The organism is Arthrobacter sp. 131MFCol6.1 (genome assembly GCF_000374925.1).
Lineage (GTDB): Bacteria > Actinomycetota > Actinomycetes > Actinomycetales > Micrococcaceae > Arthrobacter.
This window is the reverse complement of sequence record NZ_KB895548.1, coordinates 96926-121944: the sequence shown is the minus strand read 5'-3', so window position 1 is coordinate 121944 and position 25019 is coordinate 96926. Positions and strand designations below refer to the sequence as shown.

Annotated in this window: 24 protein-coding genes; 13 read left to right on the top strand and 11 right to left on the bottom strand. The window is 67.8% G+C overall.

All coding sequences use genetic code 11. The features are described 5' to 3' along the window. Nucleotides 1-143: 143 nt before the first annotated feature. Entirely contained in the window at nt 144-608 is a 465-nt protein-coding gene (locus tag C566_RS0114765) for an Lrp/AsnC family transcriptional regulator (RefSeq protein WP_018775126.1), read from the top strand. Here C566_RS0114765 and galU read toward each other — a convergent pair. The 7 genes from galU to paaA all read right to left on the bottom strand — a co-directional run bounded on the left by galU (nt 605) and on the right by paaA (nt 6587). Further along, nucleotides 605-1495, bottom strand: coding sequence for a UTP--glucose-1-phosphate uridylyltransferase GalU (galU, locus tag C566_RS0114760; protein WP_026266722.1), 891 nt, complete (start codon nt 1493-1495; stop codon nt 605-607). The genes C566_RS0114765 and galU overlap by 4 nt on opposite strands. A gap of 98 nt (nt 1496-1593) precedes the next feature. Further along, nucleotides 1594-2373, bottom strand: coding sequence for an enoyl-CoA hydratase/isomerase family protein (locus C566_RS0114755; RefSeq protein WP_018775124.1), 780 nt, complete (start codon nt 2371-2373; stop codon nt 1594-1596). A gap of 50 nt (nt 2374-2423) precedes the next feature. Next, complete coding sequence (gene paaE, locus C566_RS0114750) at nt 2424-3662, bottom strand: 1,2-phenylacetyl-CoA epoxidase subunit PaaE (RefSeq protein ID WP_018775123.1); 1239 nt, start codon at nt 3660-3662, stop codon at nt 2424-2426. A gap of 15 nt (nt 3663-3677) precedes the next feature. Then, complete coding sequence (gene paaD, locus C566_RS0114745) at nt 3678-4262, bottom strand: 1,2-phenylacetyl-CoA epoxidase subunit PaaD (RefSeq protein ID WP_018775122.1); 585 nt, start codon at nt 4260-4262, stop codon at nt 3678-3680. An 11-nt stretch (nt 4263-4273) separates the two neighbouring features. After that, the gene (gene paaC, locus C566_RS0114740) at nt 4274-5203 is read right to left on the bottom strand and encodes a 1,2-phenylacetyl-CoA epoxidase subunit PaaC (RefSeq protein ID WP_018775121.1); all 930 of its coding nucleotides are present in this window, start codon (nt 5201-5203) and stop codon (nt 4274-4276) included. Beyond that, nucleotides 5200-5559, bottom strand: a complete 360-nt coding sequence (gene paaB, locus C566_RS0114735; protein ID WP_018775120.1) for a 1,2-phenylacetyl-CoA epoxidase subunit PaaB — start codon at nt 5557-5559, stop codon at nt 5200-5202. The genes paaC and paaB overlap by 4 nt, the downstream gene beginning before the upstream one ends. Beyond that, nucleotides 5556-6587, bottom strand: coding sequence for a 1,2-phenylacetyl-CoA epoxidase subunit PaaA (gene paaA, locus C566_RS0114730; protein WP_018775119.1), 1032 nt, complete (start codon nt 6585-6587; stop codon nt 5556-5558). The genes paaB and paaA overlap by 4 nt, the downstream gene beginning before the upstream one ends. A gap of 104 nt (nt 6588-6691) precedes the next feature. Between paaA and arfB the strand changes: the two genes are divergently transcribed. Both arfB and C566_RS0114720 read left to right on the top strand, forming a co-directional pair. After that, a complete protein-coding gene (arfB, locus tag C566_RS0114725; RefSeq protein ID WP_018775118.1) occupies nt 6692-7114 on the top strand; it encodes an alternative ribosome rescue aminoacyl-tRNA hydrolase ArfB in 423 nt (140 codons plus the stop codon). A 106-nt stretch (nt 7115-7220) separates the two neighbouring features. Beyond that, nucleotides 7221-7844 (top strand): arsenate reductase/protein-tyrosine-phosphatase family protein, encoded by a 624-nt coding sequence (locus C566_RS0114720; protein ID WP_018775117.1) that lies wholly within the window; start codon nt 7221-7223, stop codon nt 7842-7844. 66 nt (nt 7845-7910) lie between these two features. On the opposite strand, the gene C566_RS0114715 is transcribed toward C566_RS0114720, so the two are convergent. After that, nucleotides 7911-8162, bottom strand: coding sequence for a hypothetical protein (locus tag C566_RS0114715; protein ID WP_018775116.1), 252 nt, complete (start codon nt 8160-8162; stop codon nt 7911-7913). Between the two features lie 389 nt (nt 8163-8551). Between C566_RS0114715 and C566_RS0114710 the strand changes: the two genes are divergently transcribed. The 5 genes from C566_RS0114710 to C566_RS0114690 all read left to right on the top strand — a co-directional run bounded on the left by C566_RS0114710 (nt 8552) and on the right by C566_RS0114690 (nt 16647). After that, nucleotides 8552-9610 (top strand): LCP family protein, encoded by a 1059-nt coding sequence (locus C566_RS0114710; RefSeq protein WP_018775115.1) that lies wholly within the window; start codon nt 8552-8554, stop codon nt 9608-9610. Nucleotides 9611-9685: 75 nt separating this feature from the next. After that, a complete protein-coding gene (locus C566_RS21580) occupies nt 9686-10801 on the top strand; it encodes an LCP family protein (protein ID WP_043467038.1) in 1116 nt (371 codons plus the stop codon). 27 nt (nt 10802-10828) lie between these two features. Continuing rightward, nucleotides 10829-13045 carry a S9 family peptidase gene (locus tag C566_RS0114700; RefSeq protein WP_026266719.1) on the top strand — a complete coding sequence of 739 codons (2217 nt, stop codon included), beginning with the start codon at nt 10829-10831 and terminating at the stop codon, nt 13043-13045. A 244-nt stretch (nt 13046-13289) separates the two neighbouring features. Beyond that, a complete protein-coding gene (locus C566_RS0114695) occupies nt 13290-14078 on the top strand; it encodes a hypothetical protein (protein ID WP_018775112.1) in 789 nt (262 codons plus the stop codon). 7 nt (nt 14079-14085) lie between these two features. After that, complete coding sequence (locus C566_RS0114690) at nt 14086-16647, top strand: hypothetical protein (protein ID WP_018775111.1); 2562 nt, start codon at nt 14086-14088, stop codon at nt 16645-16647. A 126-nt stretch (nt 16648-16773) separates the two neighbouring features. Here the strand turns inward: C566_RS0114690 and C566_RS0114685 are convergent, their stop codons facing one another. Continuing rightward, nucleotides 16774-17355 (bottom strand): GNAT family N-acetyltransferase, encoded by a 582-nt coding sequence (locus tag C566_RS0114685; RefSeq protein WP_018775110.1) that lies wholly within the window; start codon nt 17353-17355, stop codon nt 16774-16776. A 61-nt stretch (nt 17356-17416) separates the two neighbouring features. Beyond that, nucleotides 17417-18586 carry an acetate kinase gene (locus tag C566_RS0114680; RefSeq protein WP_018775109.1) on the bottom strand — a complete coding sequence of 390 codons (1170 nt, stop codon included), beginning with the start codon at nt 18584-18586 and terminating at the stop codon, nt 17417-17419. A 218-nt stretch (nt 18587-18804) separates the two neighbouring features. On the opposite strand from C566_RS0114680, the gene C566_RS0114675 reads away from it, so the two are divergent. After that, entirely contained in the window at nt 18805-19068 is a 264-nt protein-coding gene (locus tag C566_RS0114675; protein ID WP_018775108.1) for a hypothetical protein, read from the top strand. Between the two features lie 30 nt (nt 19069-19098). Here C566_RS0114675 and pta read toward each other — a convergent pair whose 3' ends face one another. After that, the gene (gene pta / locus C566_RS0114670) at nt 19099-21210 is read right to left on the bottom strand and encodes a phosphate acetyltransferase (RefSeq protein ID WP_043467094.1); all 2112 of its coding nucleotides are present in this window, start codon (nt 21208-21210) and stop codon (nt 19099-19101) included. 91 nt (nt 21211-21301) lie between these two features. On the opposite strand from pta, the gene C566_RS0114665 reads away from it, so the two are divergent. The 4 genes from C566_RS0114665 (at nt 21302) to C566_RS0114650 (ending at nt 24756) form a co-directional block, all read left to right on the top strand. Then, nucleotides 21302-21844: a hotdog fold thioesterase gene (locus tag C566_RS0114665; protein ID WP_018775106.1), complete on the top strand. Its 543-nt coding sequence runs from the start codon at nt 21302-21304 to the stop codon at nt 21842-21844. A gap of 16 nt (nt 21845-21860) precedes the next feature. Further along, nucleotides 21861-23189, top strand: a complete 1329-nt coding sequence (gene paaK, locus C566_RS0114660; RefSeq protein ID WP_018775105.1) for a phenylacetate--CoA ligase PaaK — start codon at nt 21861-21863, stop codon at nt 23187-23189. A gap of 31 nt (nt 23190-23220) precedes the next feature. Further along, a complete protein-coding gene (locus tag C566_RS0114655) occupies nt 23221-23826 on the top strand; it encodes a TetR/AcrR family transcriptional regulator (RefSeq protein ID WP_018775104.1) in 606 nt (201 codons plus the stop codon). 69 nt (nt 23827-23895) lie between these two features. After that, on the top strand, nt 23896-24756 hold the full coding sequence (locus C566_RS0114650) for a DUF427 domain-containing protein (RefSeq protein WP_018775103.1): 861 nt from the start codon (nt 23896-23898) through the stop codon (nt 24754-24756). The last annotated feature ends 263 nt before the right edge of the window (nt 24757-25019 follow it).

Genomic DNA, 25019 nt, shown 5'->3' with positions numbered 1-25019 from the left:
AGCCACTAATCTTTCCCAGTATGCCGCCAGCCGATGATTCGTATCCACCTCTCCCGGTAATCGTGGAGATGTCCACGAATTTGCCCTAATCTGGAAGACAAATCGTAAGTGTGAGCTGGATTACCGGCGGGGGTTGTAGACGAATGGCAGAGCTCGAATCAGAGCAGGTGGCGGTGCCGCTGGACGATGTGGACCGGAACATCATCGCGGAGCTGACCCGGGACGGCCGGATGTCGGTGACACAGGTGGCCGAGAACGTTCATATTTCCCGCGCCCACGCCTACACCCGGATCGCCCGGCTCACAGGCGAGGGCGTCCTGACCAAGTTCACGGCCCTGGTGGATCCCATCAAGGCCGGCCTGAAGTCCTCTGCCTACGTCACGCTGAAGGTGCGCCAGCATTCCTGGCGCGAGCTGCGCGAACTCCTGCGCGCCATCCCCGAGGTCCACCACATCGCGCTGGTGGGCGGGGACTTCGATGTCATCCTGCTGGTGCGCGCCGTGGACAACATCGACCTGCGCCGGGTGATCTTCGACCAGCTGCAGTCCATGCCCGGGGTGCTGGACACCCAGACGTTCCTGGTGTTCGAGGATGTGGACACCCGCTAGCTGACGAACGCCTTCATCCAGGCCCGGAGCTCTTCGCCGAACTCCACCCGGTCGGCAGCGATCGAGATGACCGCCTTGAGGTAGCTCAGTTTGTCTCCGGTGTCATACCGGCGGCCCCGGAAGACCACCCCGTAGACGCCTCCGCCCTCGCAGTCGGACACGGCAAGGGTCTGCAGCGCGTCGGTGAGCTGGATCTCACCGCCGCGGCCGGGCGGGGTGTCCTCCAGGACATCGAAAATCTCGGGGTGCAGGATGTACCGGCCGATCACGGCCAGGTTGGACGGGGCCTCGGCTGCTGAAGGCTTCTCCACGAGCCGGTTGACCCGCACATGGTCCTGGCCCGGCACCGCCGAAACGTCGGCGCAGCCGTAGGCACTAATTTCCGCCGGATCCACCTCGATCAGGGCCACGACGGAGCCGCCCGTCCGGGCCTGGACCTCCATCATGGCGGTCAGCAGCTCGTCCCGCTCGTCGATCAGGTCATCGCCCAGCAGGACGGCGAACGGTTCGTACCCGACATGCTGGCGGGCGCAGAGGACCGCATGGCCGAGGCCTTTGGGGTCCCCCTGGCGCACGTAGTGCAGCGGGCCCAGGCGGGAAGCGTGACGGACGGCCTCCAGCCTGTCGAAATCGCCCTTGAGTTCGAGGGCGTGCTCCAGCGAGGGCTCGCGGTCAAAGTGGTCCTCCAGCGCCCGCTTCTGGCGCCCGGTCACCATGAGCAGATCCGTCAGCCCGGCCCGGACGGCTTCTTCCACCACGTACTGGATGGCCGGCTGGTCGACCACGGGCAGCATTTCCTTGGGCATCGCCTTAGTTGCCGGCAGGAACCGCGTTCCCAGTCCCGCCGCAGGTATGACAGCCTTGTTTACAGATTTCCCCAGAGTCATAACCGAACATTACAAGCGGGTTCCGGAAATGAAAATGCTTCGAAGAAAAGACGAGTACCCCGAAAGCACGTTTCCGGGACGCCCGGCCGGGCCGGCCCTCAGCCCTTGAAAACCGGGCTGCGCTTCTCCTGGAAGGCGCGGAAACCCTCGGCGTAGTCCTCGCTCTTGCACAGCCGTGCCTGTTCTGCGTTTTCCTCTTCCATGGCCTCCCACAGCCCCAGCCGCTGGTCCCGGATGTGCGCGACGAGCTGCTTGCTGGCCCGGAACGCACCCGTGGCGCCGGTGGCAACGTTGGCCACGATGGCGCGGGTATTCTCCAGCAGTTCCGCCGCGGGCATGGCCCGGCTGAACAGGCCCTGCGCCACGGCGTCGGCGCCGCTCATGAGCTCGGCGGTGTAGATCAGGTCCAGGGTCCGGTGCATGCCCAGGCGCTCGGTGAAATACCAGTGCCCGCCCGAGTCTAGGGTGGCACCGAGCTTGGCGAACGGTGAGCCGACCTTGGCGTTCTCTGCCACGTAGACCACGTCTGTGGCCAGCAGCAGCCCCAGCCCCACGCCGAGGCAGGCGCCCTGGGCAGCGGCGAAAGTGGGCGCGGGAAAGGCGCTCATTTTCTTCAGCAACGGCTGGACGAGCCCGCCCAGGTAGGCCTGCGCGTCGTCGCTCTCCGGGGTCACGCCGGCGATGTCACGGCCGGCGCAGAAGGCCCGGCCCTCGCCGCGGAGCAGCAGCGCCCGGACTTCACCGCGCGCGGCGGCGTCAGCGGCGTCGTCGTACGCCCGGGACAAATCCGCGAGCGCCTGCTCGTCGAGGGAGTTCAGCTTGTGCGGGGCGTCGAGGACGACCTCGGCGACGCCGTCGGCGATGGAAAGGGAAATCATGGGGCTCCTTGGATTCGAAAAAACCTGGATTCGGAAAACCTCGAAAAACCTTAGACGTCGAAGTCGACCGTGACTTCCGGGGTGGTGGGGTGGGACTGGCAGGTCAAGACGTAGCCCTTGTCGAGCTCATCCTGCTCCAGGGCGTAGTTCTCGTCCATGGTGACGTTGCCGCTGACCACCTTCGCCCGGCAGGTGCCGCAGACGCCGCCGGCACAGGCGAACGGCACATCGGGGCGGACCCGGAGGGCGGCGTTGAGGAGGGACTCACGGGCATGGGTGGGGCTGGCCACTTCGCCCTGCAGCCCGTCCAGCTTGAACGTGATCTTGTAGGTTTCCTTGGATTCGTCCGTGACCACGGGCCGGCCAATGTTGCCCTCGGGGCGCTCCGGCTTGCCCGAGGTGAACAGTTCGAAGCGGACGTGCTCCGGGGCGACGCCGCGCGCGGCGAGCGTGTCCCGGCAGAGCTGAACGAGTTCGAAGGGGCCGCAAAGGAACCATTCGTCAACGTCGTCGGCGTGGATCGCGGTGCCCAGCAGGGCCTGCAGCTTCTCGGCGTCGATCCTGCCGCTGAGCAGTGGCGCGATCCGCTGTTCACGCGAAAGGACGTGGTGCAGAGCCAGCCGGGCCGGGTATCTGTCCTTCAGGTCCGCGAGTTCTTCCAGGAACATCACGTCCATGGCGGCCTTGTTGGCGTAGATGAGGTCGAAGCGGGTCTCCGGGTGGGCCGCCAGCAGGGTGCGGGCGATGGCGATCACCGGGGTGATGCCGGAGCCGGCGGCGATCGCCACGAAGGAGCCGGGCTCACCCGCCAGTTCCGTTGCCATGTCCTGCGGATGGTTCATCGAGTTCATGACGTTCTGTTCCACAGATTTGCCGTCGCGGCCGTGCTTGGAGACAAAGGCACCCATGGGGCTCATGACGTCCAGGACGTCGCCGGCCTTGAGCTCGGCATTGGCCCACGTGGAGAACAGGCCCCCGAGGTCTTTCTTGATGGCGACGCGGATTTCGCTGCTGCCGTCCGCGAAACTGCGCGGTTCGGCGCAGATCGAGTAGCTGCGGCGGATCTCGTGCGGCTGGCCGTCGGCGTCGGGCAGCGTGGTGCGCAGCGCGACGTACTGGCCCGGCAGGTAGTCGAACTGCCCGGCGAGCTCGGCCGGGACCCCGAACGTCACCTCGATGGCGTCGTCGGTGAGCCGGCGGACCTCGTCCACCGTCAGCGTGTGGAAGGACGCACGACGGCGGCCGGTGGCTGCGGCCGACTCCGCGGCGGTCTGGCGGACAACCTTCATGGAGGCACCTGTTCCTTACAAGACTTTGAAGTAGTCGAACGGTTCCTTGCAGTCCTGGCACACGTAGAGGGCCTTGCAGGAAGTGGAACCGAAGCGGGTGAGTTCTTTGGTGTTGAGGGATGAGCACTGGGGGCACTTGACGGCGAGCGCGAGCCGGACCGGGCCGGCGTGCCGGACTGCTTTTCCGTCAACAGCTGTGTGGCCGGACGGCGGGGCTATTCCGTACTGCTCCAGCTTGGCCTTGCCTTCCGCACTCATCCAGTCAGTGGTCCAGGCCGGCGAGAGGACCAGTTCGACCCGGACGCTCGGGTACCCCGCGCGGTGGAAAGCCGCGGTGAGGTCATCCCGGATGGCGTCCATGGCGGGGCAGCCGGAGTACGTCGGGGTGATGGTGACCCGGACGGCGGGAACCATCCCGCCGTCGTCAGTGCTTGGTTCCGTCGAGACCTGGACATCGCGAAGGATGCCGAGGTCCGCGATGGTGAGGACCGGGATTTCGGGGTCGCACACTGTGGCAGCCACCGCCCAGGCCTTTTCCTTGGCGGTGTTGCCCTTGGCGGCGTTGCGGCGCTCGGCGGTTTCCGGATCAGAGACAAACATTTCCATGGTGTCTACCAGCTGGCCCCGGGGTGCTCGCGGGCGAGCACCTGCATCTCGGCGAGGATGTAGCCGAGGTGTTCGGAGTGCAGGCCGCGGCGGCCCCCGCCCGGTGTTGGCTGGACGTTGGGGACCTCGAGCTCCGCTTCGGCCAGGACCTCGCCGGTGAGCCGGTCGAAGTCCTCGCGCAGGCTCGACGGCTGGGGCGCGGCGCCGGCTTCGCTGAGGCGTCCGGTGAGTTCGTCGTCGTGGAACAGCTCATCAACGAAGGGCCAGACGACTTTGAACGCGTGGATCATCCGCTGGCGCGATTCGTCCGTGCCGAGGGCCAGGCGCAGCACCCACTGGGCGCTGTGGTCCCGGTGGTAGTCCACTTCCTTGACCGCCTTGGCGGCGATGCCGGCCAGGGTGGAGTCGGTGGAGGACATCAGCCGGCGGTAGAGCTCGAACTGGTAGTAGCTGACCACGAACTGCCGGGCAATGGTGACGGCGAAGTCCCCGTTCGGCTGCTCGAAGAGCGCCGCGGAGCGGAACTCATGCTCGCTGCGGAAGTAGGCGAGATCGTCTTCGCTGCGCCCGTCCAGCCCGCCGGCGTAGCTGAGGAAGGACCGGGCATGGCCCAGTTCGTCCAGGGCGATGTTGCCGAGGGCGACGTCCTCTTCGAGCTCCGGGGCGCGGGAGATCCAGTGGCCCAGCCGCTGGGCCAGGATCAGGGCGTCGTCACCCAGGCGCAGCGCGAACTCGGCAGCGTCCTCGCTCGGCTTCGCGGAGCCGCGGCTGACGGCGAGGGCAATGTCCTCCGGACGGAGGGCGTTGCCGGGCGTGATGCGGGTGGCGCTGGCCGTGGCCTCGCCGCTACCGCTGGCTCCGGTGACGCCGACGTTGATGTCGCCATGGCCGGCCGTTTCTTCTGCCGGCAGGGCAGTTTCGGGAGTGGTGCTCACAGGTGCTTCACGCCCTCACTCTTGGTGTAGTACGTCGCGTGGCGGTAGTCCTTGCCCTGGGGGGATTCAAAGAAGGAGCCCTTGGAATCGGGGTCGCTGGAGGCGATGGCGTCGGCCGGAACCACCCAGATGGACACCCCTTCGTTGCGGCGGGTGTAGAGGTCCCGGGCGTTGCGCAGGGCCATGGCCGCGTCGGGCGCGTGCAGCGATCCTGCATGGACGTGGGACAGGCCGCGGCTGGAGCGGACAAACACTTCCCAGATGGGCCAGACGTTTCCTGCTTGGGGTTCGGTGGGGGCCACGGCGACAGGGGTCCCCGGCCGAGCTTGCGAGGTTGGGGTGTCGTTGGGGATCATGCTGCGGATACCTTTTCTGCTTGCTTCTTTGCCTGCTTTTCCGCGTAGGCGGCGGCGGCTTCGCGCACCCAGGCGCCGTTCTGGTGTGCCTCGCGGCGCCGTTCCAGGCGCTGGGCGTTGCAGGGGCCGCGGCCGGCCAGGACTTCATGGAATTCAGCCCAGTCCAGCGGCCCGTGCTCCCACTTCTTGGTTTCCTCGTTGAACCGGATGTCCTTGTCCGGAAGCGTCAGGCCGAGGACCTTGACCTGCTCCATCATCATGCCGACAAACCGGTTGCGGAGCTCGTCATTGCTGAATCGCTTGATGTTCCAGGCCATGGACTGCTTGGAGTTGGGCGAATCGTCGTCCGGCGGGCCGAACATCATCAGGGCGGGGGCGTACCAGCGGTTTACCGCTTCCTGCGCCATCTGCTTCTGCTCCGGGGTGCCGTTGGAGAGTTCCAGCAGGATCTCAAAGCCCTGGCGCTGGTGGAAGGACTCTTCCTTGCAGACCCGCACCATGGCCCGGCCGTAGGGACCGAAGGAGGCGCGGCAGAGCGGCACCTGGTTGGCGATCGCGGCGCCGTCGACCATCCAGCCGATGGCACCCATGTCGGCCCAGGTGCGGGCGGGGTAGTTGAAGATGGAGGAGTACTTGGCCTTGCCGTCCATCAGGTCCTGCATCATCTGATCGCGCGGCTGGCCGAGGGTTTCGGCAGCGGAATACAGATAGAGTCCGTGGCCGGCCTCGTCCTGGACCTTGGCCATGAGGATGGCCTTACGCTTCAGGCTCGGGGCGCGGGAGATCCAGTTGGCTTCGGGCTGCATGCCAATGATCTCCGAGTGCGCGTGCTGCGAGATCTGGCGCAGGAGCGTTTTGCGGTAGGCCGGGGGCATCCAGTCACGCGGCTCGATCCGGGAATCTTCCGCCATGACCTTGTCGAAGTATGCCTGGCCCTCGGCGTCGCGCCGGGCCGCGTCCTCGGGGCTCGGTTCATGCCGTGCCGGCGATGGCTCGGCGGGCACTGACTGCAGGGTCTGCGATGCCATGGTTGCTCCTAATGATTTCCGATAAATAATTACCGACCGTTCGTTCAGGATATGCGGAAGGCCGGAGATGCGTCAAGGACAGGAATCCGTGCAACGCTGGTTGTATGGATCTGGAGGTGTCGGCCGCGCTCACCATTCCCGCGTCGGAACTCCGCTGGCGGTTCTCGCGGTCATCCGGGCCCGGCGGCCAGCACGTCAACACCTCGGACAGCCGCGTCGAACTCTCGTGGAACGTCGCGGCCTCGACGGCGCTTTCGGATGGCCAACGGCTGATGCTGGCCACGCGCCTTGAACGGCGCCTCATCGCCGGCGTTATCACCGTGACCGCCGCCGAGCAGCGCTCTCAGCTGCGCAACCGCGAGATCGCCCTGGCCAAGCTCGCCGGCCTCGTGGCAGAGGGTCTTGCCCCCGAGGCTGCCCGGCGGCGGGCGACCAAACCCACCCGCGGCTCGAACCGTCGACGCCTCGCCGCCAAGGAACAGCGGGCGGCAACGAAACAGCAACGACGGCGGCCGTCCGCCGAATAGCGCCGTCCAGGCATCCTTTCAGCGGGGAATCGCACGCCGGTGCCCGGGGGAGGATAAGCTCGAACATCACGTTGCCGCTAAGCATCACGAACCGGAAAAGGAAGCCTTGGAGTCGTCCTCACCCATTCGGATCCTGACCATCTGCACAGGGAACATCTGCCGTTCCCCCGTCGCAGAGCGCCTGCTCCGGGCAGGACTTGACCGGATGAAACCCGGCGCCTTCCAGGTGGAGAGTGCCGGCACGCGGGCCATGGTGGGCGAGCCCGTCCAGCCCAGCTCAGCGGACATCATCCGGGCCTATGGCGGAACACCGGAAGGCTTTGCCGCCCGGCAGTTGACGCCGAAGATCCTGCGCGACACCGATCTGGTCCTGACCATGGCCGCACATCACCGCGGCGAAGCGCTGCAGCTGGATGCCTCCGCGCTCCGGCGCACGTTTACCGTCCGTGAGTTCGCGCGCATGCTGAGCGTCCTGGAACAGCGGGGCAGCACGCAGCGGGATGGCACGGCGGATCCGGCCGTGGACCTGGGAAGTTTTTGGCGCGAGTTGCCCTCCCGGGCCGCTGCGGTCCGGCACTTGACGCTTGCCCAGGACGCTTCAGAGGACGACGTCGTGGATCCCTACGGACGCGGCGAAGGAATGTACCGACAGATGGAGTACGAGCTCGCGCCCGCGCTCTTCACCATCCTGCGTTTCGCGCGCACCGCAGCTGAGCGGCACAACGGCTGACTGGCAACGGCCGAGCGGCCGTAAGAGCCGGGCACTCCCGGAGGAGTTTCGTTCGACGGGCCGGAGCTATGCCGCCAACATCCTGGCCCGGGGTACCGCCGTCGTTTCCACCGGCGCCACGATGCTGAGCTGGCATTCGGACTGAAGCGGATCAATGGCGGCGGGCAGGTGATGGGAGGCTGAGCACTCCCGCAGCTGCTCAAGGGCCGCCGGCTCCACCACGGCGTGGCTGACATCCAACACCAGGTGGAGTCCTTCCCTCAGGTGGTTCGCCCGCTTGACCACCACGTACAGGGCCTGGAGGCTTCTCGCCGTCACATGTCCCTGCGCTGCTACTTCTGCCTGACCGCAATCGAGGTCAAGCCTGACAAGAACCCGGAGTTTGTGGTTCAAACGATTCCCCTGTTCGTGCATTTACTGCTTTGGCCGCGACGCTGCGACCGGTTTGGCCGCGACGCTGCGACCGCCCCCAGCCTAGGCAGGGAGTGTGACGCAGGCAACAGTGCGCTTCATATCCGGGAAACCCCGCGTTATCTAGCGCCTTCTTGGGCCAGAAGTATTGTTGCCGTGCCCGGTGTACTGTAAAGAAGGCCGCCACCGCGCCCACTTTCCGGCGCCTGGCCCCCGGCGCAGCCAGCCTGAGTACGGCCAGCCTGAGTACGGCCAGATAGATTCCGGGCACCGTCCCGACTGACCAAGAGGAACACATGACGCACCCCTTCGACAGCGCAGACCAAGTCCCCGCGGCCGGATCCAGGGAACGGCGGCCCCTGAAGAAACACCGAGGCCGCAAGGTGCTGATCGCCGTCGCCGTGGTGGTGGCGCTCGTCGCGGTGGTGGCTGGCGGCTACCTCTTCAACCTGGCACGGACCTTCGACTCCGGTACGAGCAAGATTGAGCAGGCCTTCCCCGACGAGTCCACGCGGCCGCAGAAGACAAACTCCGCGATGAATATCCTGGTGATGGGCAGCGACAGCCGCGGCGCCACCGAGGCTGATGCGGCGGGCGGAACGCCCACGAACCAGCGCGCGGACACGCTGATGCTCATGCACATCCCGGCGGACCGCAAGAACATCTACACCATGTCCATCATGCGCGACCTCTGGGTGGACATCCCCGGGCACGGCGAGGCGAAAATCAACTCGGCGCTTGCCCTTGGCGGTACGCCGCTGATGGTGCAGACCATCGAGTCGATCTTCCAGCAGCGCATCGATCACGTGGCGATGATCGACTTTGAAGGCTTCAAGGGACTCACCGACGCGTTGGGCGGGGTGAGCGTGAACATCAAGGTGCCGTTCACCTCGACCGCACTGCCTGGCCAGTCCTTCGCCCCGGGCCAGCACACCTTCGACGGAACCCAAGCCCTGGCCTTCGTGCGCGAACGCCATGCCTACGCCGACGGCGACTACCAGCGGGTCCGCAACCAGCAGGAGTTCCTGCGGGCCATCATCAAAAAATCGATCGCCGGCCAGACGCTGAGCAACCCGATCACCATCAACAACATGGTCGGTGCCGTCTCGCCGTTCGTCACGGTCGACAAAACCCTCGATTCGGGCGCCGTGGCAGGGCTGGGGCTCGAACTCAAGGACATCCGGGCGCAGAACACCGTCATGTTCACCCTGCCGACCGGGGGCATCGGAACGTCCACGGACGGCCAGTCGATCGTGCTGGCCGACCCGGACGCCATCCAAAAAATCTCCGCGGCGATGGCCTCTGACACCCTGGGCGAATACGTCGCGGCGAACAAGTTCGAGAACGGCAACTAAGCCCGGCCGGGTGAGGCGCCCAGAGAGGCCCTTGGACCCATAGTCCGCGGCCGGGCGCAGTGGTAGCGTCCGCTTATGGGGAACGCTCCGGAGCCAGCAGCAGCGGCATCCGCGGCGTCCCCGCCCCCTCCCCCGCCCGCCGCGGCAGGCGCCCGCCGCCGGACGATGCTGCTGCTGGGAGTACTTCTCGCGGTCGCCGCCGCGGTGGCCGTCGCGGTCGCGGCGTACGTTCTCCCCGGGACCCGGCCCGGCAGCCCCGGACCGGCCGGAACCACGGCACCGGCCGCCGCCCCGGCGGCCGCGACCGCGACGCCGGCCAGCCCCACGCCGGCGCCCAGCCCCACGCCCACCCCGGAACCACCCGCCGTCGCCCTCAACATCCTGCTGATCGGGAGCGACAGCCGGGTGAATGAACGGGCGGCGGCGGCCGGCGGCACCACCTCCGACCAGCGCGGCGACGCCCTTGTGCTGATCCACCTCCCGGCGGACCGGAAGAACGTCTACGGCATCTCGATCATGCGCGACCTCTGGGTAGACATCCCCGGCCACGGAGCCGCGAAGGTGAATGCCGCACTGGAACTGGGCGGAGTGCCGCTGATGACGCGGACGGTGGAGGTGCTGCTGAGTGCCCGCATCGACCACACGGTGATGCTGGATTTTCAAGGGTTCGCGGCCATGACGGACGCGCTCGGCGGCGTCGACGTCACCATCAAACAGCCATTCACCGCCACCGCAGATGACAAGGTGCATTTTCCGGCGGGCGTGAACCACCTGAACGGGCTGCAGGCCCTGGCCTTTGTCCGCGAACGCCATGCCTTCGCCGACGGCGATTACCAGCGGGTCCGGAACCAGCAGACTTTCCTGAAAGGAATGATGGCCAAGATGGCTTCCGAAGGCGGCCTGGCGGACCGCGGCACCGTCCGCACACTCATCAAAACGGTGCTGCCGCACGTGACCTTGGACGCAAGCTTCACCCTGAAGCCGCTGGAAAACCTCGCCTTCAGCCTGCGGAACACCCCGCCGGGGCGTGCCGTGTTCTTCACCCTGCCGACCGCCGGCACCGGGACCAGCCGGGACGGCCAGTCGATTGTCCTGAAAGACCCTGCCGCGACCGCCGCGGTCTCCGCCGCACTGCGCTCGGGAACGCTCGCCGGCTACGTCGCGGCCAACAACCTGCAGAACGGCAATTGAGGCGCCGCTCTTCGGTAGATTGGGTCCATGACCCAGACTCCCGCCCAGCCGTCCCCGCAGCCTCCCGTCGCCCGGAAAGTCCCCTCGGTGCGCACCCACCACGGCGACGCATTCGAGGACAACTACGAGTGGCTCCGGGACAAGGAGTCCGCAGAGGTCGTGGACCTGCTCAAAGCGGAAAACTCCTACCAGGAGTCCGTAACCGCGCACCAGGAGCCGCTGCGCGAAGCGATCTTCCAGGAAATCAAGGGCCGCACCCAGGAAACTGACCTTTCCGTCCCGAACCGCAAGGACGGCTGGTGGTACTTCACCCGCTCCGTCGAGGGCAAGGAGTACGGCATCCACTGCCGCGTGCGCGGCCAGGACACCGGGGACCGCGTCGCGGACTGGACTCCCCCGGCCGTGGAGGCCGGCGTCGTCATCCCCGGCGAGGAAGTCCTCCTCGATGGCAACCTCGAGGCCGAGGGCAAGCCGTTCTTTGCCGTGGGCGGGGCCGCCACGACCATCGACGGCACCCTCTATGCCTATGCCGTGGACAACGCCGGCGACGAGCGCTTCACCCTGCGGATCAAGGACCTCCGCACCGGCGAGCTGCTGCCGGACGTGATCGAGAACGTCTTCTACGGCATCTCCTTCTCCCCCGACGGCAGCCGGATCTTCTACACCGTGGTTGACGACTCGTGGCGGCCGTACCAGGTCAAGTCCCACGTGCTCGGCACACCCGTCGGCGAGGACACAGTCATCTACCAGGAGGACGACGTCGCCATGTGGCTCGGCTTCGAGCTCTCGGCCGACCGGCGCCACCTGGTGCTCAGCATCGGCTGCTCCGAGTTCAGCGAGACCCGCCTGCTGCCCTTTGACGATCTCGACGCCGGCCTGCGCACCGTGATCTCCCGCGACGAGCGCATCCTCTACGAGGCCGAGCCGTTCCTGCTGACGGACGCCTCGGGCCGGGGCCAGGAGCGGATCCTGCTCACCCACAACAAGGACGCCATCAATTCCATGGTCTCGCTGGTGGACCCGGCCGAGCTCGCCAAGCCGCTCGCCGAGCAGCACTGGGACACCGTCGTCGCCCATTCCGACCAGGTCCGGGTCAACGGCGCCGGGGTCACGTCGACCCACGCGGTGGTCTCCGTGCGCAAGGACACCATTGAACGGGTCCAGGTCCTGCCCCTGGCCGGACTGGGCACCGCGGAGCAGGGCGCCGCGGTGGAACCTGCGTTTGCCGAGGAGTTGTATACCGCCGGCGTCGCGGGCTCCGACTACGAGGCGCCCGTGATCCGGATGGGCTATACCTCCTACTTCACTCCGTCGCGGGTCTACGACTTCGTGCTGCCCACCCCGGAGCTCCCGGCCGGTGAACTGCTGCTGCGCAAGGAGAGCCCGGTGCTCGGCGGCTACTCGCCGTCGGACTACGTCGCCACCCGGGAATGGGCGGTGGCCTCCGACGGGACCCGGATTCCGCTCTCGGTCCTCCGCCACGCCTCCGTCCGGCAGGATTCGACGGCGGCAGGCCTGGTGTACGGCTACGGCTCCTACGAAATGAGCATGGATCCGGGCTTCGGGATCCCCCGGCTGTCCCTGCTGGACCGGGGCATCGTGTTCGTGATCGCCCACATCCGCGGCGGCGGCGAGCTGGGCCGGCACTGGTACGACGACGGGAAGAAGCTGCACAAGAAAAACACATTCACCGACTTCATTGCGGCCACGGACTGGCTTGCCGGTTCCGGCTGGGTGGACCCGGCCCGGATCGCGGCGATGGGCGGCTCCGCCGGCGGCCTGCTGATGGGCGCCGTCGCCAACCTGGCGCCGGAAAAGTACGCGGCGATTGTTGCCGCCGTCCCGTTCGTGGACGCGTTGACCACCATCCTGGACCCGGAACTGCCGCTCTCGGCGCTGGAGTGGGAGGAGTGGGGCAACCCGATCACCGACCCGGACGTGTACGCGTACATGAAGTCGTACACGCCCTACGAGAACGTCCGCGCCGTGGCGTACCCGAAGATCGCCGCGGTCACCAGCTTCAACGACACCCGCGTGCTCTACGTGGAGCCGGCCAAATGGGTGCAGCGGCTGCGCGAGGTGAACACCGGCAGCGAACCGGTCGTCCTGAAAATCGAGATGGAGGGCGGCCACGGCGGCGCCTCGGGCCGGTACGTGCAGTGGCGCGAACGGGCCTGGGACTACGCATTCGTCGCCGATTCCCTCGGCGCCACCGAACTGCTGCCCGGAGCCGGACTGAAGTAAGAACCCGTCGGTTGCTCCGTAGCCGCCCTTTTGGACCTCCATTAGGGCAGCTACGGAGCAACCGATGCGCTTTCCGGTCGGTCAGCGGACTTTCCGGAAATAATCCGGGAGCCCGCTACCGCCTATTTGGTCATCATGCTTACTATTTACTGGCATGATGGGCCTTCGACGTGGAACCCGTCCGCTGGGGGCGGGGCGTCGAAGGGCTTTGACCGGGCACTGGGTGCCGGAGATGGAGTTTGTTATGAGCGTTGAGCAGGGAATGACCCCGTTGACTGATGATGAGCTGATGGCGCAGGGCGGGACGGCCCTTCCGGACAAGGAAGTCGCCTCCGTCCTGGACCTGAACGCCGACCTGAACCTGGGGATCAGCGCAGCGGCGCCGATCGACCTCGGCATCGCGGCCAACGCCAACGTGGCCGCCCCGATTGACGCGGCCGCCTCGGCTAACGTGCTCTCAGTCGGGTCCGAATCCCAGGCCCTCGCCGACCAGGGCACCATCATCAACCAGGGCGTCACGGGCGATGCCACGGCAGACTCCACCCAGGACAGTGTCATCGAGCAGGGCACCGGCGCGGATGCCGGCACCGGTACCGATGCCGCGCCTGCGCCCGCGCCTGCCGCCACGGATCCGGCCGCGTCTGCCACCACGGCTGATCTCGGCGGCGCCGTACCCGCCGGCACGGTACCCGCCGATGCCACCGGCGTCCTGCCGGATGGCACGGCCCCGGACCTGGGCGGCGCGCTGCCGACGGACGTGGGAGCCGCCGCCGGCGCCGCGGGCGCCCTCAGCGGCAACCTGCTCAACGTCGACGTGAACCTGGACGCCAACGCGGGGATCGCGGCACCGATCAATGGTGCGGTGGCCGCCAACGCCAACGTGGCCGCGCCGATCGACGCTGCCGTCGGCGCCAACATCGGCTCAATCGACAGCAACGCGTTCGCCGTCGCCCAGCAGGATGCCATCATCAACCAGGACATCCATGGCGACGCTACGGCGTCGGCTGACCAGCAGTCCGACCTGAAGCAGTAGCACCTAGATGAGCACAGTGCACGGAGGGCCGTCCGGGCAGGACGGCCCTCCCGCCGCGTCTGCCACCGGCGGCGCCCCATCCGGCGCCCCATCGCCCGTCGCCGACTCTGGCGCTGGCGCTGGCGCGCGCGGCGCCGCCGCCGCCGGGCCGGCGTCGTCCGTGGCGGTCGCCCTGCAGCCGGTTCCGGTGCGGGCCGCCGGCGTCCAGCTGATCGGCGAGGCGAAAGGGTCCGGTTACAAGGAAGCCCCGTCCCTGGTGCGCCGTGCCGACGGCCAGACCATCCAGCTCACCCGCCTGCTGTACCTGGTGCTCGAGACGATCGACGGCCAGCGGGGCATCGAAGAAATCGCCGGGCACGCCAGCGACAGTTTCGGACGGCTCGTCAGTGCCGAGAACGTCCGCACGCTGATCACCTCCCAGCTGCTCCCCCTCGGGCTCCTGCAACTGGCGGACGGTTCCGAGCCCGCGGTGAAGAAATCGAATCCGCTGCTGGGCATGCGGTTCCGCTACTCGGTGACCGATCCGGACCGCACCCGGAAGATCACGGCGCCGTTCGCCACTCTGTTCAACCCCTTGATCGTCGTGGCCGTGACTGCTGCATTCCTGGCCACGTGCTGGTGGGTGCTGATGGTCAAGGGGCTGGCGTCGGCCACGCATGAGGCCTTCGCCAACCCCGGCCTGGTGCTGCTGATCCTGGTGGTCACGGTGCTCTCGGCCGGTTTCCATGAGTTCGGCCACGCCGCCGCCGCCCGCCGCGGCGGGGCCACCCCCGGCGCCATGGGGACGGGCCTGTACCTGATGTGGCCGGCTTTCTATACCGACGTCACGGATTCCTACCGGCTGGGGCGCGGCGGCCGGCTGCGCACGGACCTCGGCGGCCTGTACTTCAACGCCATCGTGGCCGTCGCGATCATGGGCATCTGGTGGGCCACCGGCTTCGATGCGCTGCTGTTGGTGGTGGTCACCCAGATCCTGCAGATGGTCCGGCAGGTGATGCCGTTGGTCCGCTTTGACGGCTACCACATCCTGGCAGACGCTACCGGCGTCCCGGACCTGTTCCAGCGGATCAAACCCACGCTGCTGGCCCTGGTGCCGTGGCGGAAGACTGATCCCGAAGCCGGGCTCCTGAAGCCCTGGGCGCGGGCCGTGGTCACCATCTGGGTGTTGGTCACGGTCCCCCTGCTTCTGTTCAGCATGGCCACCATGGTGCTCACCCTGCCGCGCGTCCTGGGCACCGCCTGGGACAACGGCCTGAAGCAGCAGGCCATGCTTTCCCAAAGCGTCGCCACCGGGGACGTCGCCGACGCCGCCGTCCGGGTGATCGCGATCGCCTGCCTTGCGCTGCCGGTGCTGGGCATCTTGTACATCCTGCTGCGCCTGGTCCGCCAGCTGGCCACCGGGTTGTGGCGCAAGACCCGCGGCAAGGCCCTCCAGCGTGCCACCGCCATCGTTGCGATCGCGGCGGTGGCGGCGGGCCTCGCCTGGGCCTGGTGGCCCGGCGCTGACACCTACCGCCCGGTCCAGCCCTACGAGCGCGGCACCCTGGCCGACGCCACCACCGCCGTCTTCCCGGCCGCCACCGCGGCCCGGATGGCCGAGGGCCAGTCCGGAACGACCGTTGCCCTGTGGCCGGAGGGCGCCCGGCGGCCCACACGCGAGGACCCGCAGCTGAGCATGGTCCTGGTACCCCGGCAGTCCGGCACGTCCAACACGGCCGGCCCCGCGACAGCGCCCGCTGCCCCTTCCTGGGTGTTCCCCTTCGACAAGCCGGCCGCTCCGGAAGACGACGGCAACCAGTCGCTCGCGGTCAACACCACTGACGGTTCCGTGGTCTACGACGTCGCCTTCGCCCTGGTCTGGGCCGAGGACGGTGACACCGTGGACACCAGGAATGAGGCCTACGCCTTTGCCAGCTGCGCGGACTGCGCCGCGGTGGCGGTGGGCTTCCAGGTGGTCCTGATTGTGGGCCAGACCGACGTGATCGTTCCGGAAAACCTCTCGGCGTCAGCGAACTACAACTGCCTCCGGTGCCTGACCTACGCCCTGGCCAGCCAGCTTGTCTTGACCCTCGACGGGCCCCTGAGCAGCGACGGCATGGCCAGGCTCAACGCGCTGTGGCAGGAGATCGCCGCCTACGGCAAGGACCTGCAGAACCAGCCGCTCTCGGAGATCCAGGGCCGGCTCAGCGCCTACAAGGAACAGATCATGGCGGTCATCAAGGCCGATCCGAACGCCACCCCGGCCGGGTCCGCCGGCACGGCCTCGACGCCGGGGGCCACTCCCGGCGCAACCTCCGGCGCCACGCCTGCCGCCACCACGGGAGCCAGCACCGGCAACACGCCTGGTGCGACTCCCGGCGCCACTGCGGGAGCCACCCCCGGCAGCACGCAGCCCCCGGCCCCGGGACCCACGGGAGCCGCGGCGCCGACTGGCGGTACGACGTCGTCCGGGCCCGCCCCGGGTTCCTCTGCCACGGTGCCGGCGGGACAGCAAATGACGCAACCCGCGGCCCCCGCACCGGGCACGGTCTCACCGGTGCCCGCGTCGACCGCGCCGCCGGCACCCTAAGCCGGGGGCCCGAATCGGGTTCGAATTGACGCAGATGGCCGGAATGGGGACTTCATTCCGGCCATCTGCGTCAGACCGGTGTCCCGTTAGGTCGGCGTTCCGTCAGATTGGGGCTTCCCGGCGCCGTCAGCCGCCGGATACCTGCTGCCGGGCCTTCCACTCGTCCGCGAGGATGGCGTACACCACCTCCGTGGCCCATTCGCCCTTGTAGTGCCATTTGTCCACCTGCCGCGATTCCAGGCGCATGCCGAGCCGTTCACAGAGCGCCGCCGAGGCCGTGTTCAGGGCATCGAGCTTGGCGTCGATGCGGTGGAAGCCCAGATCCTCAAAGCCGAGCTTGAGCAGCGCCCGGGCGGCCTCACTCGCGATGCCCCGGCCCCGCGCCTCCGGGGCCAGGCTCCAGCCGATCTCGGCCTGCCCGCACCCTTCCAGCCATTTCAGCACCACCTCACCGAGGAGTCCGGGCGAATCCTGGGCCTCGATGGCCAGGGCCACCCAGTCGCCCTCCTTCTCGAACTCGAAATTGGCATACCGTCCCACCGTTTCCATCGACTGGGTGTAACTCTTGGCCTCGCGGGGCAGGAACCGGGCGGTTTCCGGGAGCGAGTGGTAGGCGTGGAAGGCATCGAGGTCGGCGGCGGCAAAGCGCCGCAGCACCAGCCGTTCAGTGCGGATGGGCAGCGGAGGGAGGGGCTTGGGTTCGGTCACATCTCCAACGCTACCCAATCAGCCGCTCCGTAAGCGCCGTTTTGAGCCGCCACAAGGGCGGCTACGGAGCAACGGATGCCCGGGCGACGACGGCGGCCGTTGCCTCTGCGATCGCCCGCTCCTCGTCGGTGGGAACCACGAGAACCGGCAGGGCCGACGTCGGGGTGGAAATGACGCGGGGTTCCCTGGACCTCTCCCGGTTCAGCCCGGCGTCGAGCTCGACGCCGAGGGCACCGAGCCGCTGCGCCACCAGGTTCCGGAACTGGTGCGAGTTCTCGCCGATCCCGGCCGTGAACACAAGGGCCTTCGCGCCGCCAACGGCCACGTGGTAGCCGCCGATGTACTTCGCTAGCCGGTAGGACGCGACCGCCAGGGCCATGGCTGCCTTGGCGTCGCCGGCCTCCGCGGCCTCCACCACCGAACGCATGTCGTTGTTTCCGGCCAGGCCCTTGAGCCCGGACTGCCGGTTCAGCATCGAATCCAGGTCCTCGGGGGACCAGCCGTTCCGGCCCAGGAAGACCAGGATGGACGGATCGAGGTCGCCGGAGCGGGTGCCCATGACCAGGCCCTCAAGGGGCGTGAATCCCATGGAGGTGTCGATCGACTGGCCGCCGCGGATGGCCGTGACCGAGGCGCCGTTCCCCAGGTGGGCGATCACGGCGTCGAACTCCTCGACCGGAACATCCAGCAGCGCCGCCGCCCGGTGTGCAACGTATTCGTGCGAGGTGCCGTGGAACCCGTAGCGGCGGATCCCGTGGTTCGTGTAGAGCTCGTCCGGCACCGCATAGCGCCAGGCGTGCTCGGGCAGGGTGCGGTGGAAGGCGGTGTCGAACACGGCCACCTGCGGCAGTTCGGGCCACTTCTTCGAGATCGCGCGGATGCCAAGGACGTTGGCGGGATTGTGCAGCGGTGCGAGCGGGTTCAGCCGTTCAATGGCCCGGGTAATCTCGTTGTTGACCAGCACCGGTTCGGCGAAGCGCTCACCGCCGTGCACCACACGGTGGCCCACCGCATCCAGCACTCGGTCCCCCAAGGCTTCGTGAATGGCCCCGTCCACCTGTTCCAGCGCCTCGGCGTGGTCGCGCGGGCCCTCGATCTGGCCGTCGCCCTCGCCGCCGGCACCCATGCCGATCTTCTCGACCAGGCCTTCGGTGAGCACGTTGCCGGCCTCGACGTCGCGCACCTGGTACTTGAGCGAGGACGAGCCGGAGTTGATGACGAGCACGAGCATGGGGCCTCCTAAAGCCTTGGCTTCGACGCTACCCTGGGGTGCGCCGTAACTGGCATCACGCCGGAGCCTGGCCGAGCGCTCCGTGGGATCAACTATAAATTGCCGGACGGAATTGCCGGACCAAAATGCCGGAACGCCAGGGCGGCAATCCGTTGCGAAAGCCGGGCCGGGCGCCTAGAGTCGGCGGACCAACTGGACAACTCACGAAAGGGATTTCCATGACTGACGACCCGACCCAGCCGGACAGCACCGAGCCAGAGGGCACCGGACCGGCCAGCGGTTCCGGTAAACCGGATCCCACCGGCGTCGTAGGCGCGAACCCGGCCTTGGACGACACAGGAAACCCCAAGGCCGCCGAGGTAGGGGAAGCACCCGAGGCCCCCGAGAATCTGGAGGACCTGGATCTCACCCCGGCGGGCCTGGCCGATGAGCCTGCCAAGCAGGAAGATCCCGACAGCCCGGCAAAGCCGGAAAACAGCTGAGCCGGAACACAGCTGACGGAAAACAGCTGGCTATGCGCTGGCGGCCGCGGGTGCCGGCTCCGCAGCGGGCTCCACGGACTGGGCCTGGATGGCCGTGATGGCCACGGTGTTGACGATGTCCTCCACCGTGCAGCCGCGCGAGAGGTCGTTGACCGGCTTGCGCAGGCCCTGCAGGACCGGCCCGACGGCGACCGCACCCGAGGACTGCTGCACAGCCTTGTAGGTGTTGTTGCCGGTGTTCAGGTCCGGGAAGATGAACACGGTTGCCTGCCCGGCCACGGACGAGCCCGGCATCTTGGACGCGGCGATGGCGGCGTCCACGGCGGCGTCGTACTGGATGGGCCCCTCCACCGCGAGGTCCGGGCGCCGGCTGCGCACCAGTTCGGTGGCCTCCCGGACCAGGTCCACGGCCCCGCCCGAGCCGGAGCCGCCCGTGGAATAGGAGAGCATCGCGACCCGCGGCTCGACGCCGAACTGCACCGCCGTTTCCGCTGACGCCAGTGCAATGTCCGCGAGCTGCTCCACGTTGGGTTCAGGATTCACGGCACAGTCGCCGTACACCAGGACCCGGTCCGGCATGAGCATGAGGAACACGGAGGAGACGATCTTGACGCCGGGCCGGGTCTTCACGAATTCCAGTGCCGGGCGGATGGTGTGCGCCGTGGTGTGGGCGGCCCCGGAGACCATCCCGTCCACCACGCCGAGCTGGACCATCATGGTGCCGAAGTAGCTTTCGTCCTGCATGACCTCCAGGGCCTTGGCCAGGTCCACGCCCTTGTGCGCGCGCAGTTCCGCGTACTTGCGGGCGAAATCGCCCCGGAGTTCGGACGAGGCCGGATCCACGATGTTGATGCCGGTGAGATCGACGCCATGGGTGGCTGCGACCTCGCGGACGTCGGCCTCGCGTCCGAGCACCGTGAGTTCGCAGACGTCGCGGCGGTGCAGGATCTCGGCGGCGCGCAGGATCCGCAGTTCCTTGCCCTCCGGCAGGACGATGTGGCGGCGCTGGGATCGGGCCCGCCCGATCAGCTCATGCAGGAACCGCAGCGGGGTCATCCGTTCCGGCCGGGGCAGGTGCAGGCGCTCCAGGAGCTCGGCCTCGTCCACCCGCCGGGCCCAGAGCCCCAGGGCGGAGGCGATCTTGCGGCGGTGCCCGGACCAGATTTCGCTCCGGACCTCGGAGACGCGTTTGGCGGTGACATAGGTGTCGTCGGGAGCAGCGAAGATCGGGAAGGGCGCCTGCGCCAGCAGTGAGTAGATGGTCGGGTCCGGGGCCAGGCCGCCGGTGAGGATCAGGGCCGACGGCACAGGGAACTCCGGCGAGAACGAGGACGCCAGGCAGGCCACGAGCACGTCCGCCCGGTCGCCGGGGACGATCACCAGCGCGCCGTCGTTGAGCACGTGCAGGAAGTTGGCGACGTTCATCGCCGCGACCTTGATGGAACGGACATCGCGTTCCAGGTCCGGAAGCCCGGCCACCTGGCCGAGGCTCAGGGCCGAGGCGACCTCCCCGGTGGTGGGCCGGGCGATGTCGTCCAATTCCGGGAAGACGTAGACAGGCCGGCCGGACGCGCCGGGCTTCACGGCGGCGGCAATGGCGTCGAGGTCTTCCGGGTCGGCACGGTTGACCATGATCGCCAGGAGCTCGCAGCGCTCCGCGAGGAGCTCCTTGCGCGCCACCTCGACGGCGTCCGCGGCCTCCGGTGCGGTGAGGCCGCGTGCGCCCACCACCGCTACCACCGGGGCGGCGAGGTTGTTGGCCAGCCGGGCGTTGAGGTCGAACTCGACGGCGGCGTCCTGGCCGGTCAGATCCGTTCCCTCGACGATCACGACGTCGCAGTGCTGGGACAAGTCGGCGAAGATTTCGACGCACCGGGAGTTGATTTCCTCGCGCTTTCCTTCGGCCAGGAGGCTGCGGACCTCGGCGAAGGTCAGGCCGCCGCGGCAGCGGTCGTCGTCCAGGCCGAAGCGGGACTTCATGACGGCCACCATGGGGTCCGAGGCGGCGTCGGGGCCGTTGACCACGGGCTTGAAGAAGCCGATCCGGTCCGCGTGCCGGTGGAGGGTGTCCGCCAGGCCCAGCGCTACGAGGGACTTGCCGGAGCCCGGGGTGGTCGCGCTGACATAGATTCCTTTGGCCATGCGTCCCAGCATACTTACACCCCTTGACAGCGGGCACCCACATGGGATTACCTAATGAACATTCGGTAAATAAAGCTGGAGGCAATGAGGCATGGCTGAACTGACGATTTCCGGTGACACCCACCCAATCCTGAAGGACGACTATGCCTCCGAATGGATGGGCATCGAAGTTCTCGCACTGGACGACGGACATGCCACGATCCGGATGAGGCTCCGGCAGGAAATGCTCAATGGCTTCGGCATGGCCCACGGCGGAATGATCTTCGCCTTCGGCGACACAGCCTTTGCGCTGGCCTGCAACCCGGCCAGCGCGAAACCCGGCGAAGCCGGGATCGACAGCGGCACCATCACCGTGGCCTCCGGCGTCGACATCAACTTCCTCAAGCCGGCCTTCCGCGGCCAGGTCCTGACCGCCGTCGCCAACCGCCGCGCCAGCACCGGGCGCAGCGGCCTCTACGACGTCCAGATCTATGCCGCCGATCCCGGCGCCGGCGGGGGCACTCCGCAGCCGGCACCCGCCGGCTCGGTTCCCAACGCCACGGTCCCGGGCGAACTCCCCGCGGACCCTGCCACCCCTGCGGGCGAACTCATCGCCGAGTTCCGCGGCCGCAGCCGCACCATCTCCAAGAAATAGAAACAGGGACCCACAGATGACCCAAGAAACTGCCGCCGCCACAACTGACGCCGTCCTGGACCGCGAGGAGACCATCTCCCGCGACGAGCTCGAGGCGCTTCAGCTCAGCCGCCTGCAGCACACGGTGGCCTACGCCTATGACCGCGTCCCCCTGTACAAGCGCAAGTTCGACGAGGCCGGCGTCCACCCGGCGGACCTGCGTGAGCTCTCCGACCTCGCCAAGTTCCCCTTCACCACCAAGGAGGACCTCCGCCTCGAGTACCCCTTCGGCATGTTCGCCGTGCCGCAGCACGAGGTCGCGCGGATCCACGCCAGCTCCGGCACCACGGGCCGCGCCACCGTGGTGGGCTACACGAAGAAGGACCTCGCCGACTGGGCCAAGCTTGTGGCCCGCTCGCTGCGCGCCTCCGGCGTCCGGCCCGGCATGAAAGTCCACAACGCCTACGGCTACGGCCTGTTCACCGGCGGCATGGGCGCCCACGCCGGCGCCGAGGCCCTCGGCTGCACCGTCATCCCGATCTCCGGAGGCCAGACCGAGCGCCAGATCACGCTCATCCAGGATTTCAAGCCCGACGCCATCCTGGCCACGCCCACGTACCTGCTGACGATTGCCGACGCGATGATCAAGCAGGGCATCGACCCGGCCTCCACGTCCCTGAAGTACGCGGTCCTGGGCGCCGAGCCGTGGACCGAGGAAATGCGGCACGAGCTCGAGGTGACCATGAACCTCAAGGCCTGCGACATCTACGGCCTCTCCGAGGTCATGGGCCCGGGCGTCGCCGGCGAAGCCGTGGAAACGCAGGACGGCAGCCACATCTGGGAGGACCACTTCCGGCCCGAGATCATCGACGCCTTCGACCCCACGGTGGTGCTGGGCGACGGCGAACCGGGCGAACTCGTCTTCACCTCGCTCACCAAAGAAGCGCTGCCGATCATCCGGTACCGCACCAAGGACCTCACCCGGCTGCTGCCGGGCACCGCGCGTCCGGCACACCGCCGCATGGGCCGCATCACCGGCCGCAGCGACGACATGATCATCCTGCGCGGCGTGAACCTGTTCCCGTCCCAGATCGAGGAGATCGCCCTGCGCATCCCCGAGCTCAGCCCGCACTTCCAGCTGGAACTGACCCGGCCCGAGGGACAGCGCATGGACCAGCTGACCGTCAAGATCGAGCGCCGCGACGCCGTCACGGTCAAGGGCGCCACGGACGCCGCCAAGGTCCTGCAGCAGCAGATCAAGATCCACGTCGGCTCCTCCTGCACAGTCGACGTCGTCGAGCCGGGCTCCCTGGAGCGGTCCAACGGCAAGCTGCGGCGGATTTACGACCTGCGCCCCAAGGCCTGAATGAGCACCCGATCGTGAGAAACTAGCCACTATGCCCAGCACAGCAACCACCACCAAGCGCGGCCGCCCCGGCTATGACCAGCAGTCCGTGCTGGTCATCGCCGTCGACGTCTTCAACCGCCACGGCTACGACGCCACCTCGATGGGTATCCTCGCCGAGAATCTGGGCATCTCCAAGTCCGCGATCTATCACCACGTGCCGTCCAAGGGCGACCTGCTGAAGCTCGCCCTGGACCACGCCCTGGGCGGGCTCGAGGCGATCCTGGACCAGCCCGGGGCAACCTCCGGTTCGGCAGATGCCCGGCTGGAGTTCGTGGTCCGCCAGACCATCTCGGTGCTGGTGGAGCGGCTGCCCTTCGTGACGCTGCTGCTGCGCCTGCGTGGGAACACGGAGATCGAGCGGGATGCGCTGGAGCGGCGCCGCACCTTCGACCACAAGGTCGCCGCACTGATTTCCAAGGCCCGGGATGAGGGCTCGCTCCGCCAGGACATTGACCCCCGCACCGTCACCCGGCTGCTGTTCGGCACCATCAACTCGATCGTCGAGTGGTACAAGCCGGGCGGTTCGCTGTCCCCGGAGAAGCTGGCCGACGACGTCATCACCATGGCGTTCCACGGCCTTCACGTCCCCCGCTGACCGCCTGCCGGCCGGCGGGTGGCCCGGCGAGTCGTTGACGGCAGGATAACGGACGCCCACCCTGTTGTCATGGCCACGAAGATCTCTGATGTCCTCTTCAGCACGTTCCCTGATTTGCGTTATCAGCCCACCGCGAAAAGGGTCCGTGCCATGGCGGGCGGGCGGGCCGTCGTCGACACCCTGGGCGCGCTCCTGGTGTGGGAGCCGAAACGCGTCACCCCCGTCTACGCCGTTTCCGAAGGTGACCTCCGGGCCGAGCTCGCGCCGACGGGGCAGCAGGCGGGCGACGTCCCGGAGCACGGGTTCAGGATGGGCCGGGAGGGGCAGCCGGCACTGGATCCGCGCACGGCGTTCGGCAGGCACACGGCGGCCGGTGAGGAGCTCGACGTCGTCACCTCCCATGCGAGGCTGCCGCGCGCTGCTTTCCGGCCGGCGGACCCCGACCTCGCCGGCTATGTGGTGCTGGATTTCACCGCTTTCGACTGGCTCGAGGACGATGAGGAGATCATCGGCCATCCACGTGATCCGTTCCACCGCGTGGACATCCGGGCGTCCTCGCTCACCGTGGAGGTTGGGATCGACGGCGTAACGCTCGCCATGACGAACGGTGCGCAGCTGCTCTACGAAACCATGCTGCCGGTGCGCTACTACATTCCGCCGTCGGATGTGCGGCTGGATCTGATGGAGGAGAGCCCCAAGCGGACCGTCTGCCCGTACAAAGGCCAGGCGAGCTACTGGAGCTACCCGGGTTCCGTGCAGGGCAGGAACGTCGCGTGGAGCTACGACCGGCGGTTCCTGGACGCCGCCCAGATCCACGGACTTGTCAGTTTCTTCAATGAAAGAGTGGACATCACGGTGGACGGCGTCCGGCAGGAGCGCCCGGTCACGCCGTGGTCCCGCCCGGACGGACCGGGGGCACCGGCGGTGTGAACCCAGCGCTTTAGTTCTCTTTCACCCGCATTGGGTGACGACTGCCCCCGGCTGGAAGCGCTAGCTTGGAGAACATCTGAAGGACCACCTCTATCGCTTGTGAGACCTCACCAAAGGCTCCCCGCCGTCTGGCGGAAGGAGGAGGGATGATGTTCTGCCCGTTGATCACCGGTGACCCGCGGTGTTGCCGGCCGGGCACGCCGCCCCGAGCTGGAAGAAGGACATTCGGGGTCACCCGGATCGTCTCAGTCGCGCCGGGTTGC